Raw genomic sequence first — 12,875 nt, forward strand, 5'->3', positions numbered from 1 at the left:
TGTCTTAAGCCGCCTTCTGCGCGCTCTTGGCGCGAATGCCGAGCAAATGGCTGATCGCGAACACGAGATCGGCGCGGTTCATGGTGTAGAAATGGAAGGTCTCGACGCCGTGTTTTGCCAGTTTCTGCACCTGGCCGGCGGCGACGGTTGCGGCCACCAGCTTGCGGGTCTCGGCATCGTTGTCGAGCCCCTCGAACTTCGCGGCAAGCCACTCGGGAACGGTGGTGCCGTTCCGAGTGACGAAATTGCGCGCCTGCTTGAAATTGTGCATGGGCATGATGCCCGGCACGACCGGAATGTTGATCCCGCGCGCACGGACGCGATCGAGGTAGCGGAAGTAAAAGTCGTTATCGAAGAAGACTTGCGTGATTGCCCGCGTCGCACCGGCGTCGACTTTTGCCTTCAGCGTATCGATGTCCGCGTCGAAATCGCGCGACTCAGGATGCTTCTCGGGATAGGCCGAGACCGACACCTCGATATCGGCGTGCCGCTTCTTGATGCCCGCAACGAGGTCGGCCGAGCTCTGATAGCCGTCGGGATGGCTCGCATAGGGCGTGCCGATGCCGCCGGCGGGATCGCCGCGCAAGGCTACGATGTGGCGGACGCCGACCTCATGGTAGCGGTCGACGATCTCGTCGATCTCGCCGCGCGAGGCGCCGACGCAGGTCAGATGCGCGGCCGGCAGCAGCGCGGTCTCCTTGAGGATGCGGGAAATGGTCGAATGGGTGCGCTCGCGGGTCGAGCCGCCGGCGCCATACGTCACTGACACGAATTTCGGGTCCAGCGGCGCCAGCCGGTTGATGGTCTCCCAGAGATTCCGCTCCATATCTTCCGTCTTGGGCGGAAAGAACTCGAAGGAGATCGCCGGCCGCTTCAGGTGCCCGTCTTGCCCTTCGGTATGGGCAGGCGTCGTCGTCTCGGTCATGGCACCACTCACTTCAGGGGCTCGCCAAGGTCTGGCGGCCGGGGTCTATCTTGGGAGGGTCTAAGATAGGACAAAGGCGGATTACTCGACAGCCCATCGGTGATGGGAAGTCGCCCACTTCGTGCAGTATTGCTATCAATACTGCAGTTTATAGGCTTCGAGTGGGAAGCATGCTAAAATGGAATATTTTACAAATATAACAATTAGATAATCCATTCTCTAGGCCTGACGGACCTCTCGTTTTGAGGGTGGGCAGGGTGAATTCTATGTTGCAGGCGGTTGAGCTGTCCCAACTCCTGGCTTCGCCATACGCCCGGGCTCGCGGACGACACACGCCAGATCTGCGCCCGCTGCCCATTGTCGCCGCGCGGTCCTCTATTACGTTACGGCGCCATGATCCCGCTTTCAGTCCTCGACCTCTCCGTCGTCACCACGGGCACAAAGCCGGCCGTCGCGCTGCGCAACAGCATCGACCTGGCGCGCCATGTCGATCGGCTTGGCTATGTCCGCTACTGGCTCGCCGAGCATCACAACCTCGCTTCGGTCGCCAGCCCCGCGCCCGACGTGATGATCGGGCAGATCGCGGCGGTGACCAAGCACATCCGTGTCGGCTCTGGCGGCGTGATGCTGCCCAACCACGCCCCGCTGGTCGTAGCCGAGCGCTTCAAGATGCTGGAGGCGCTGTTTCCCGGCCGCATCGACCTCGGCCTCGGCCGCGCCCCCGGCACCGATGGCGCCACGGCCTATGCGCTGCGCAGCCGGCTCGACCGCCGTGAGGGCGACGATTTCCTGGAGCGGCTGCACGAGTTGATCCTGTGGGAGACCCGCGAATTTCCGGCAGGCCATCCCTATCACAACGTCGTCGCGATGCCCGACGACACCAAGCTGCCGCCGATCTGGCTGCTCGGCTCCAGCGATTATTCCTCGGAGCTGGCAGCACAAGTCGGCATGGGCTTCGCTTTTGCGCATCACTTTGCGTCCCACGATGCGATCGACGCGATGGTGCATTATCGCAATCGCTTCCAGCCCTCGGCCTGGCGCGCGACCCCGCATGCGATCCTCGCGGTTGCCGTCATCACGGCGGACACCGATGAGGAGGCCGAAAGGCTCGCCACGTCCTTCGATCTCAATCGCCTGCGCCGCGATCGCGGTCAATATCTGCCGCTGCCGAGTGTCGAGGAAGCGCTGGCCTATCCCTATACGGATTCCGAGCGCATCTCGATCGCGCGCAACCGCTCGCGCCTGTTCGTTGGCAATCCGGCGACTGTGCAGAGGAAGCTGCAGCCGCTGCTGGATGCGAGCAAACCCGACGAGCTGATGGTGATCACCGCCGTGTACGATCACGAAGCGCGCAAGAAGTCATATTCGCTGCTGGCGGAGGCGTTGGGGTTGAAGAGGCCAGTGGCCTAGATCGTCGTCCCGGACAAGCGCGCGCAGATCCGGGACCCATACGCCGCAGCAATTGTTTTGCGAAGACTCGGAGTTACCAGCTCGCGCGGTAACCGCTCCCTGGGGGTTATGGGCCCCGGCCTCCGCCGGGGCGACGACTAATCCTGCTTCTCGCTGAACGTCGCGCGGAAGGGGTGGCCCGGATACACGCCGACGATGCGGAATTCGCGCGAGAAGAATTTCAGCTCCTCGATTGCAAACGCCAGGCCCTTGTCTTCGGGGTGGCCGTCGACGTCAGCGTAAAACTGCGTGGCGAAGAAATTGCCGTCGACCATGTAGCTCTCAAGCTTGGTCATGTTGACGCCGTTGGTGGCAAAGCCGCCGAGCGCCTTGTAGAGCGCGGCGGGCAAGTTGCGCACCCGAAAAACAAAAGTGGTGACCAGCGGGCCCGACCCAGGCGCGGCCCATTTCGGCTCCCGCGCCAGCACCACGAAGCGCGTGGTGTTGTGGGCTTCGTCCTCGATGTCCTCGGCGAGGATGTCGAGGCCGTAGATTTTTGCTGCGAGGCGCGAGGCGATCGCGGCGACAGTCTTGTCCTTGCGCTCGGAGATGTCGCGGGCGCTGCCGGCGGTATCGGCGTGCACGATTGGCTTGATCCCGAGCTTGCGGATGATGCGGCGGCATTGGCCGAGCGCGTGCACATGGCTCTCGACGCTCTTGATGTCCTCGAGCTTGGTGCCCTTGGTCGCCATCAGCTGATGGCGGACCGGCAGGAACCATTCGCCGATGATGAAGAGGCCGGAGGCCGGCAGCAGATGATGGATGTCGGCGACGCGGCCGGCGACCGAATTCTCGATCGGGATCATGCCGAGATCGGCCTCGCCCGAGGAGATCGCCGACAGCGCGTCCTCGAAGGTGGCGCAGGGCATCGGTTCCGCGTCGGGATAGGCCTCGACGATGGCGATATGGGAATTGGCGCCAGGTTCGCCCTGGAATGCGATCTTCATCTTGCTCATGACGGCCTTGTAGCAGCGGCTCAGGATTTGGAAAGGATGCCGCGGGCGGTTTCGAGATCCGGCGGCGTGTCGACGCCGCGCGGCACGCTGTCGACGATGATGATGTCGATGCGCATGCCGGCTTCCACCGCCCGGAGTTGCTCCAGGTTTTCCTGAACCTCCAGGGGAGAGCGCGGCAGCGTGACGTAGCGCTCCAGCGCCGCGCGGCGGTATGCATAGAGACCGATATGGTGGTAACGCGGTCCGTCGCCGTAGGGAGCGGTCGCGCGGGTAAAATAGAGCGCCCGCATCCGCCGCGGCCCGATCGGCGAGCCGATCGCCTTCACGACGCTCGGGGCTCGGTCTTCCTCCTCGGTGTGAATCTGTGAGGCCAGCGTCACGATGTCGACCCCGGGATCGTCGAAGGGCGGCAGCACCTCGCGGATGGTCTGCGGTGTGATGGTCGGGAAGTCGCCCTGGAGATTGATCACGATCTCGGCCTTCGCGTCCGGGTCGAGCTTCTGCATGGCCTCATGGATGCGGTCGGAGCCGGAGGGGTGCGCGGGGCTGGTCATCACGGCCTCGCCGCCATGGGCTCTCACGACGGACGCGATCTCGTCCGTGTCGGTTGCCACCGCCACCCGGCCGATACCGGCGGCTTCGGCGCGCCGCATCACATGCACGATCATCGGCAGGCCCGCGATATCGGCGAGCGGCTTGCCGGGCAGGCGGGTGGCGGCCATGCGGGCCGGGATCAGCACCAGGATGCGAGGATCGATCATCGGTTTAAGGGCCTGGGAACGAGGCGTTTTCCGCCTCAAGAAATCGGATGGGGATGGGCGATGAGCCGGCTCGCTTATACGGGTTGCCAGAGCACGGGCAAACCGATATCTGAATGGCAAAACTCGGGGAAACAATAAGGAACGTCTGATTCTCCCGAGGCTCGTCCTGGCGGCCGCCCGGCCGCTTATTCCTTATTGCGGTGTGGGGCCTGGCCGGAAATGGACTCTTTCGAACTCAACAAAATTCTCGGTGCGGTACTCGGCACCTGTCTCATTCTGCTGGTGACGAGCTTCACCGCCCAGGCGCTGTTCTCGCCCAAGATGCCGGAAAAGCCGGGCTTCGAGATCGCCGTGAAGGAAGAGGCCGGTGACAAGGGCGGAGCAGGCGCTGCCCCGACCGCGTCCGAACCGATCGAAAAGCTGCTCCAGACCGCATCCGTCGAAAAGGGCGCCTCCGCCGCCAAGAAGTGCGGCGCTTGCCACACCTTCGAAAAGGGCGGCCCGAACCGCGTCGGACCGAACCTCTATGGCATTGTGGGCGATCACGTCGGCGAAGGCCGCGGCGGCTTCAACTTCTCGGCCGCGATGAAGAGCAAGGGCGGCACCTGGGACTTTGACGCGCTCAACAAGTTCATTGCCAATCCCAAGGCCGCCGTTCCCGGCACCGCGATGGGTTTTGCCGGTATCCCGAAGGACTCGGAGCGCGCCGACGTCATCGCCTACCTCAACAGCCTCTCCGACAGCCCGAAGCCGCTCCCGACCGCGGCGAAATAAGGCCTATCGGCACGTCATCTTGGACAAGCGGCCAGGCTTCAAAAGCCTGGCCGTTTCCGTATCCGGGCCTCGCGGCGTTGTTATCGGGGCGTTTGGCCGCATCCGACATGCCGTCCGGCCTTCCAAGATGAGGAAAAAGCAACGTGTTCCGTCGAAACCTCGCCTATATTGGGAACTTAAAGGAGTAGCCTCCTTCAAGACAGGGATGTTGATTTGGCCATTACCCGACGCGATCTCTTGCTCACCGGCGCGGCCGTCGCTGCGCTTCCCGCCCTCGGCTCTGCAGCGGGTGTTCCCGTCGTCGGCACGGCAGAGGCACAATCCGCGGGCGAGCTTCCCTGGCGCCATGCGCTCTCGCTTTTTGGCAAGGTCAAGTATCCGGCCGACTTCAAGCGCTTCGACTACGTCAATCCGGACGCACCCAAGGGCGGCGTCGCCCGCCAGATCGCCATCGGCACCTTCGATAATTTCAATATCGTCGTGTCCGGCGTGAAGGGGCAGGTCTCCGGTGCCGTCGCATTCATCTACGAATCCCTCATGACGCCCGCTCTCGACGAGGTCTCGACTGAATACGGGGCGCTGGCCGAAGCCGCCAGCCACCCAGACGATTTCTCCTTTGTCACCTATCGTCTCCGGCCCGAGGCCAAATGGCATGATGGCAAGCCTGTTACTGTCGAGGACGTGATCTTCTCGCTCGATGCCTTCAAGAAGCATCACCCAATGTACTCGGCCTATTACAGCCATGTGGTCCGGGCCGAGAAGGTCGGCGAGCGCGAGGTGAAATTCGTGTTCGATGCACCAGGCAACCGCGAGCTGCCGCAGATCGTCGGGCAGCTCACGGTCCTGCCGAAGCATTGGTGGGAAGGAACGGACGCGCAGGGCAAGAAGCGCGATGTCTCGGCGACCACGCTCGAAGTGCCGCTGGGCTCCGGCCCCTACAAGGTCAAGGAGTTCGTTGCAGGACGGTCGATCGCGCTGGAGCGCGTCAAGGACTATTGGGGAGGCGATTTCGCCGCCAATGTGGGGCGCAACAATTTCGACGAGCTACGCTACGAATATTTCCGCGACGCCACCGTCGCGATCGAGGCCTTCAAGGCCGATCAGGTCGATTGGCGCACCGAGAACAGCGCCAAGAACTGGGCGACCGCCTACGATTTCCCGGCTGTGACCGAAAAACGGGTGATCCTCGAGGAGTTTCCCAATCGCAGCTCGGGCGTGATGCAGGCCTTCGTGCCGAACCTGCGCCGCGCCAAGTTCAGCGATCCGCGCGTGCGCCGTGCGCTCAACTATGCGTTCGACTTCGAGGAGATGAACAAGCAGATCTTCTACGGTCAGTACAAGCGCATCAGCAGCTATTTCGACGGCATCGACGAGTTGATGGCGACCGGACTGCCGCAGGGAAAAGAGCTCGAAATCCTCGAGACGGTGCGCGCCCAAGTCCCGCCCGAGGTTTTCACGACTCCCTACACCAATCCGGTCGGCGGCAGCCCGGAAGCCGTCCGCGATAATCTGCGCGAGGCGCTGCGCCTGTTCAAGGAGGCCGGCTACGAGGTGCGCGACCGCAAGCTGATCGACGTCAAGACCGGCACCCAGTTTTCCCTTGAGCTGCTGAACTCGGATCCGAGCTTCGAGCGAGTCACGCTGTTCTACAAGCCGTCGCTGGAACGGCTCGGCATCGCCGTCAGCGTGCGGACGGTCGATCCGACCCAATACGAGAACAGGACGCGCGAGTGGGATTTCGACGTCGTCACCAACTCCTGGGGCGAGTCGCAATCGCCGGGCAACGAGCAGCGCGAGTTCTGGTCGTCCAAGACCGCGGATATCGCCGGTTCGCGCAATCTTGCCGGCATCAAGAATCCGGCCATCGACAAGTTGATCGAGCGCTTGATCTATGCGACCGACCGCGATGATCTCGTTGCGGCGACCAAGGCGCTCGACCGTGTGCTGCTGTGGAATCACTACGTCGTGCCTCAATGGAACTATCCGAAGGTGCGCACTGCGCGCTGGGATCGCTTCGGTCGGCCGGCGGAATTGCCCAAATATGGGCAGTCCGGCTTCCCGTTTATCTGGTGGTACGACGCAGACAAGGCGGCACGGATCGCAAAGAAGTCGTGAAGGACATGTCCCGCATGGTGCAGCTTTCACGCCGGCATGTGCTGGTCCTCGGTGTCGGCGGCGCGCTCAGCGCCGCCGCACTCCGTAACGCAGCGGCGTCCGAGGGGCCCACCGAGGCCCACGGCATCTCGGCCTTCGGCGATCTCAAATATCCCGCCGATTTCCACCATTTCGATTACGTCAACGTCGACGCACCGAAGGGCGGCGTGTTCTCGCTGATTCCGTCGACAAAGGGCTACAACCAGTCCTTCTTCACCTTCAACTCGCTCAACGCCTTTGTGCTGAAGGGCGAGGGCGCACAAGGCATGGATCTGACCTTCGCCACGCTGATGGCGCATGCCGGTGACGAGCCCGATGCCATGTACGGCTATGCCGCGAAGTCGGTGCAGATCTCTCCCGACAAGCTCGCCTATCGCTACACGATGCGGCCTGGGGCGAAGTTTCACGACGGTACGAAGCTGACCGCACACGACGTTGCCTTCTCGATCAATGTCCTGAAGGACAAGGGTCATCCGCTGATCCAGATCCAGATGCGCGACGTCAAGGGCGCCGAGGCCATCGACGATGCCACCGTCATCGTGACCTTCGCCGAGAAGCGCGCGCGCGACGTGCCGCTTTACGTGGCGAGCCTTCCGATCTTCTCCAAGGCCTATTACGCGAGCCGGACGTTCGACGAGACCACGACCGACACGCCGCTTGGCTCGGGCCCTTACAAGGTCGGCAAGTTCGAGATCAATCGCTTCATCGAATTCGAGCGCGTGAGGGATTGGTGGGCCGCCGAGTTGCCGGTCTGCCGCGGCAGCAACAATTTCGATGTGATCCGCTACGAGTTCTACCGCGACCGCGACGTCGCCTTCGAGGGCTTCACCGGCAAGAACTATCTCTACCGCGAGGAGTTCACCTCGCGCATCTGGGCGACGCGCTACGACTTCCCGGCGATCAAGGACGGCCGCGTCAAGCGCGAGGAGGTGCCCGATCAGACACCTTCGGGCGGTCAGGGCTGGTTCCTCAACACGCGGCGGGACAAGTTCAAGAATCCCAAAGTGCGCGAAGCGCTGAACTATGCGTTCGATTTCGAGTGGACCAACAAGACCATCATGTACGGCGCCTATGCGCGCGCCCGCTCGCCGTTCCAGAATTCCGATCTCGTCGCCGAAGGGATGCCGTCGCCGGAGGAGCTGAAGCTGCTCGAGCCCTTCCGCGGCCAGGTGCCCGATGAAGTGTTCGGCGAGCCGTTCGTGCCGCCAATGTCTGACGGTTCGGGCCAGGATCGCGCGCTGCTGCGCAAGGCGCAGCAATTGCTCCAGGAGGCGCAGCTTCCCGTCAAGGACGGCAGGCGGCTGTTGCCGAACGGCGAGGTCTTCAGCATCGAGTTCCTGACCGACGAGGCCTCGTTCCAGCCGCATCACGCCTCGTTCCTGAAGAACCTGAATATGCTTGGCATCGATGCGAATTTGCGTCTCATCGATGCCGTCCAGTATCGCGCCCGCGTCGAATCCTTCGATTTCGACGTGGCCATCAACCGCATCACTATGTCGGCCACGCCCGGCGACAGCCTGCGCACCTACTTCACCTCGCAAGCAGCAGCGACGAAGGGGTCCTACAATCTGGCCGGCGCATCCAGCCCCGCGCTCGACGCGCTGGTCGAGAAGGCGATGGCCGCCGAGACGCGCCAAGATCTGACGGTTGCCTGCCGCGCGATCGATCGTGTCTTCCGTGCTGGCCGCTACTGGGTGCCGCAATGGTACAATACCAGCCACCGGCTGGCGTATTGGGACGAGTTCAGCCATCCCGCGAACCTGCCGCGTTACGCGCTCAACGACTATACGAGTGGCGTAGGGGAGCGGACCCTGTGGTGGTACGACCCCGCCAAGGCTGCCAAGCTCGAGCAGGCGAAATAATCATGAGCGCCTATATCGCCCGCCGCGTTCTCCTGATGATTCCGACCTTGCTCGGAATCCTCTTCGTGTCCTTTGTCGTCGTGCAGTTCGCGCCGGGCGGGCCGGTCGAGCGCGTGATCGCGCAGCTGTCGGGCGCCGACACCGGCGGCACCTCGCGTATCTCGGGCGGCGGCGATTTTGCCCAGCGCGCGCCGGGGCAGCTCGGTGCCGGTGCCGATGCCATCAACTCCAAATATCGCGGCGCGCAGGGGCTCGATCCTGACTTCATCAAGAAGCTCGAAGTGCAGTTCGGCTTCGACAAGCCGGCGCCGGAGCGTTTCGCGCTGATGGTCTGGAACTTCGCCCGCTTCGATTTCGGCAAGAGCTATTTCCGCGATGTCAGCGTGATCCAGCTGATCAAGGAGAAGCTGCCGGTCTCGATCTCGCTCGGCATCTGGCTGACGCTGATCACCTATCTGATCTCGATCCCGCTCGGCATCCGCAAGGCGGTCAAGGACGGCTCCCGCTTCGACACCTGGACGTCCGCGGTGATCATCATCGGCTTCGCGATCCCGGGCTTCCTGTTCGCGATCCTCCTGATCATCCTGTTCGCCGGCGGCTCCTTCTTCAACCTGTTCCCGCTGCGGGGGCTCACCTCGGATGGCTGGTCGCAATTTCCCTGGTACTGGAAGATCATCGACTATTTCTGGCACCTCACCTTGCCGCTGATCTCGATGGGGCTCAGCGCATTCGCGACCATGACGCTGCTCACCAAGAACTCGTTCCTGGACGAGATCCGCAAGCAATATGTCATGACCGCGCGGGCCAAGGGCTGCAGCGAGAACCAGGTGCTCTACGGCCACATTTTCCGCAACGCGATGCTGATCGTGATCGCGGGCTTCCCGGGCGCCTTCATCCACGCCTTCTTCTCCGGCTCGCTGCTGATCGAGACGATCTTCTCGCTGGACGGGCTCGGACTGCTCAGTTTCGAGAGCGTGCTCAACCGCGATTATCCCGTCGTGTTCGGCACCCTCTACATCTTTTCGCTGGTCGGCCTCGTGGTCAATCTGATCTCCGATCTGACCTATATGTGGATCGATCCGCGGATCGACTTTGAGGCGAGGGAGGTCTGATGGCCCTGACCGCCCCGACCCCGATCGAGACGTCGGCCAAGACGCCGCTCGGCGCAGCCGTGCCGATCACGCGCAAGCCGTTCGTGCCGTCGCCGCTCAACAGGCGGCGCTGGGAGAACTTCAAGGCGAACCGGCGCGGCTACTGGTCGTTCTGGATCTTCATGGTCCTGTTCGTGGTGTCGCTGTTCGCCGAGCTGATCGCCAACGACCGGCCGTTCCTGATCAAATATGACGGCCACCTCTACTGGCCGGCTTTCGTCACCTATTCGGAGACGACGTTCGGCGGCGACTTCGAGACCGCGGCTGACTACCGCGATCCGTACTTGCAGAAGCTGATCAAGGACAAGGGCGGCAGCATCGTCTGGCCCTTGATCCGTTATTCCTACGACACCCACAATCTCGATCTGCCGACCCCGGCGCCGTCGCCGCCGACCTGGATGCTGACGGAAGCCCAATGCAAGTCGGTGGTCGAGAAGAAGGGCCTGAAGAGCTGCCGTGATCTCGAATACAACTGGCTTGGCACCGACGATCAGGGCCGCGACGTGGTGGCGCGGCTGATCTATGGCTTCCGCATCTCGGTCCTGTTCGGCCTCTGCCTCACCATCGTCTCCTCGATCGTCGGCGTCGCCGCCGGCGGTATCCAGGGCTATTTCGGCGGCTGGATCGACCTGACCTTCCAGCGTTTCATCGAGATCTGGACCGCGATTCCCTCGCTCTATCTGCTCTTGATCCTGTCGTCGGTGCTGGTGCCCGGCTTCTTCGTGCTGCTCGGCATTCTCTTGCTGTTCTCATGGGTGTCGCTGGTCGGCCTCGTGCGCGCCGAGTTCCTGCGCGGACGCAATTTCGAATACATCCAGGCGGCGCGTGCGCTCGGCGTGTCGAACGCCGTGATCATGTTCCGGCATCTCTTGCCGAACGCGATGGTCGCGACCATGACCTTCCTGCCCTTCATCGTTTCCTCTTCGGTGATGACGCTGACGGCGCTGGACTTCCTCGGCTTCGGCCTGCCGCCCGGCTCGCCCTCGCTCGGCGAGTTGCTGTCGCAAGGCAAATCCAACGTGCAGGCGCCGTGGCTCGGTTTTACCGGCTTCTTCTCGGTCGCGATCATGCTGTCGCTCCTGATCTTCATCGGCGAAGCCGTGCGCGACGCCTTCGATCCGCGCAAGACGTTCAAGTGAGGACGTGATGGACGCGATCAACCAGCCCCTGCTTGCCGTCCGCGACCTCTCGGTGGCTTTCCACCAGGGCGGCAACACGACGCTCGCGGTCGACAAGGTCTCGTTCCAGATCAAGCGCGGCGAATGCGTCGCGCTGGTCGGCGAGTCCGGCTCCGGCAAGTCGGTCAGCGCGCTGTCGATCCTGAAGCTGCTGCCCTATCCCAGTGCCTCGCATCCCTCGGGCAGCATCCGTTTCAAGGGCCAGGAGCTGATCGACCGGAGCGAGCAGCAGATGCGCCAGATTCGCGGCAGCGACATCTCCATCATCTTCCAGGAGCCGATGACCTCGCTCAACCCGCTGCACACCATCGAGGCGCAGATCGGCGAGATCATCCAGCTGCACAATCCGACCAGTAATGCAGAGGCGCGGAGGCGGACGCTGGAATTGCTGACGCAGGTCGGCATTCCCGAGCCGGAGACGCGGCTGAAGAGCTATCCGCACCAGCTCTCCGGTGGCCAGCGCCAGCGCGTGATGATCGCGATGGCGCTCGCCAACGAGCCGGACCTCTTGATCGCGGACGAGCCGACCACGGCGCTTGACGTCACCGTGCAGGCGCAGATCCTGGCGCTGCTCGCCGAAATTCGCTCGCGGCTCGGCATGAGCCTGCTCTTCATCACCCACGACCTCGGCATCGTCCGTCGCATCGCCGAAACCGTCTGCGTCATGAAGGGCGGCGTGATCGTGGAGCAGGGGCCGGTCGAGCAGGTCTTCAAGGCCCCGAAGCATCCCTATACGCGCGATCTGCTCGCGGCCGAGCCGAAGCCGGATCCGGCGCCGCCGCAGCCGAACGCGCCGGTGGTGATGTCGACCGACGATCTCAAGGTGTGGTTTCCGATCAAGCGCGGCCTGATGCGCCAGACCGTGGGGCACATCAAGGCGGTCGACGGCGTCAGCGTCGCCGTGCGCAAGGGCGAGACGCTCGGCGTCGTCGGCGAGTCCGGTTCGGGCAAGACCACGCTGGGCTTAGCGCTGCTGCGGCTGATCTCCTCGAACGGGCGCATCGTCTTCCTGGGCAAAGACATCCAGGGCCTGCGCTTCAAGGAGATGCGTCCCTTCAGGCGCGACATGCAGATCGTGTTCCAGGATCCGTTCGGCTCGCTCTCACCGCGCATGTCGGTCGCCGACATCATCGCCGAAGGCCTCTTGGTGCATCAGCCAAAACTGTCGCGTGAGGAGCGCGAGGCGCGCGTCGTCAAGGCGCTCGAGGATGTCGGGCTGAAGCCCGATACCCGCTATCGCTACCCGCACGAATTCTCCGGTGGCCAGCGCCAGCGCATCTCGATCGCGCGCGCGGTGGTGCTGGAGCCTGACTTCGTCGTGCTGGACGAGCCGACCAGCGCGCTCGACATGTTGTTCCAGGCCCAGATGGTCGATCTCTTGCGTGAGCTTCAGCGCAAGCGCGATCTCACCTACATGTTCATCTCGCACGATCTACGCGTCGTCGCCTCGCTCGCCAGCCACCTCATCGTGATGCGCGGCGGCAAGGTGGTCGAGGAAGGCCAGGCCGCCGAGCTGTTCAAGAACCCGAAGACGGACTACACGCGCGCCCTGTTCGCGGCGGCATTCCGGCTGGAGACGGCGGGGAACGGCTCGGTCGCGACCTAGTCTCCTCACCTCTCGCTGTCGGAACCAACGGGAGCGTCGTGCGTTGCCGCGCTGCTCTT

Annotated in this window: 10 protein-coding genes; 7 read left to right on the forward strand and 3 right to left on the reverse strand. The window is 63.3% G+C overall.

Translation table 11 applies throughout. The features are described from left to right. Window positions 1-4 precede the first annotated feature (4 nt). On the reverse strand, window positions 5-925 hold the full coding sequence (metF, locus tag XH80_RS42310; RefSeq protein WP_271603742.1) for a methylenetetrahydrofolate reductase [NAD(P)H]: 921 nt from the start codon (window positions 923-925) through the stop codon (window positions 5-7). 393 nt (window positions 926-1,318) lie between these two features. On the opposite strand from metF, the gene XH80_RS42315 reads away from it, so the two are divergent. Continuing rightward, window positions 1,319-2,335, forward strand: coding sequence for an LLM class flavin-dependent oxidoreductase (locus XH80_RS42315; protein ID WP_271603743.1), 1,017 nt, complete (start codon window positions 1,319-1,321; stop codon window positions 2,333-2,335). A 137-nt stretch (window positions 2,336-2,472) separates the two neighbouring features. Here XH80_RS42315 and XH80_RS42320 read toward each other — a convergent pair whose 3' ends face one another. Both XH80_RS42320 and XH80_RS42325 read right to left on the reverse strand, forming a co-directional pair. Then, window positions 2,473-3,330 carry a prephenate dehydratase gene (locus tag XH80_RS42320; RefSeq protein ID WP_271603744.1) on the reverse strand — a complete coding sequence of 286 codons (858 nt, stop codon included), beginning with the start codon at window positions 3,328-3,330 and terminating at the stop codon, window positions 2,473-2,475. 20 nt (window positions 3,331-3,350) lie between these two features. Next, complete coding sequence (locus XH80_RS42325; RefSeq protein ID WP_271603745.1) at window positions 3,351-4,091, reverse strand: 3-deoxy-manno-octulosonate cytidylyltransferase; 741 nt, start codon at window positions 4,089-4,091, stop codon at window positions 3,351-3,353. A 219-nt stretch (window positions 4,092-4,310) separates the two neighbouring features. Here XH80_RS42325 and XH80_RS42330 point away from each other — a divergent pair, with 219 nt between their 5' ends. The 6 genes from XH80_RS42330 (at window position 4,311) to XH80_RS42355 (ending at window position 12,816) form a co-directional block, all read left to right on the forward strand. Continuing rightward, on the forward strand, window positions 4,311-4,865 hold the full coding sequence (locus XH80_RS42330) for a c-type cytochrome (RefSeq protein WP_271603746.1): 555 nt from the start codon (window positions 4,311-4,313) through the stop codon (window positions 4,863-4,865). Between the two features lie 213 nt (window positions 4,866-5,078). After that, window positions 5,079-6,980: an ABC transporter substrate-binding protein gene (locus XH80_RS42335; RefSeq protein ID WP_271603747.1), complete on the forward strand. Its 1,902-nt coding sequence runs from the start codon at window positions 5,079-5,081 to the stop codon at window positions 6,978-6,980. Between the two features lie 14 nt (window positions 6,981-6,994). Continuing rightward, entirely contained in the window at window positions 6,995-8,881 is a 1,887-nt protein-coding gene (locus tag XH80_RS42340) for an extracellular solute-binding protein (RefSeq protein ID WP_271603748.1), read from the forward strand. A 2-nt stretch (window positions 8,882-8,883) separates the two neighbouring features. Further along, window positions 8,884-9,993, forward strand: coding sequence for a microcin C ABC transporter permease YejB (locus XH80_RS42345; protein ID WP_057759478.1), 1,110 nt, complete (start codon window positions 8,884-8,886; stop codon window positions 9,991-9,993). Continuing rightward, the gene (locus XH80_RS42350; RefSeq protein ID WP_271603749.1) at window positions 9,993-11,171 is read left to right on the forward strand and encodes an ABC transporter permease; all 1,179 of its coding nucleotides are present in this window, start codon (window positions 9,993-9,995) and stop codon (window positions 11,169-11,171) included. Before XH80_RS42345 ends, XH80_RS42350 begins: the two co-directional genes overlap by 1 nt. A gap of 7 nt (window positions 11,172-11,178) precedes the next feature. Then, window positions 11,179-12,816, forward strand: coding sequence for an ABC transporter ATP-binding protein (locus XH80_RS42355; RefSeq protein ID WP_271603750.1), 1,638 nt, complete (start codon window positions 11,179-11,181; stop codon window positions 12,814-12,816). Window positions 12,817-12,875 lie beyond the last annotated feature (59 nt).

This window comes from Bradyrhizobium sp. CCBAU 45384, from assembly GCF_028128665.1.
GTDB classification, from domain to species: domain Bacteria; phylum Pseudomonadota; class Alphaproteobacteria; order Rhizobiales; family Xanthobacteraceae; genus Bradyrhizobium; species Bradyrhizobium manausense.

Bases quoted from the DNA above. Each gene is read 5' to 3' on its own strand.
- metF (WP_271603742.1), bottom strand. From the start codon at position 925: ATGACCGAGACGACGACGCCTGCCCATACCGAAGGGCAAGACGGGCAC.
- XH80_RS42315 (WP_271603743.1), top strand. From the start codon at position 1,319: ATGATCCCGCTTTCAGTCCTCGACCTCTCCGTCGTCACCACGGGCACA.
- XH80_RS42320 (WP_271603744.1), bottom strand. From the start codon at position 3,330: ATGAGCAAGATGAAGATCGCATTCCAGGGCGAACCTGGCGCCAATTCC.
- XH80_RS42325 (WP_271603745.1), bottom strand. From the start codon at position 4,091: ATGATCGATCCTCGCATCCTGGTGCTGATCCCGGCCCGCATGGCCGCC.
- XH80_RS42330 (WP_271603746.1), top strand. From the start codon at position 4,311: ATGGACTCTTTCGAACTCAACAAAATTCTCGGTGCGGTACTCGGCACC.
- XH80_RS42340 (WP_271603748.1), top strand. From the start codon at position 6,995: ATGGTGCAGCTTTCACGCCGGCATGTGCTGGTCCTCGGTGTCGGCGGC.
- XH80_RS42345 (WP_057759478.1), top strand. From the start codon at position 8,884: ATGAGCGCCTATATCGCCCGCCGCGTTCTCCTGATGATTCCGACCTTG.
- XH80_RS42350 (WP_271603749.1), top strand. From the start codon at position 9,993: ATGGCCCTGACCGCCCCGACCCCGATCGAGACGTCGGCCAAGACGCCG.
- XH80_RS42355 (WP_271603750.1), top strand. From the start codon at position 11,179: ATGGACGCGATCAACCAGCCCCTGCTTGCCGTCCGCGACCTCTCGGTG.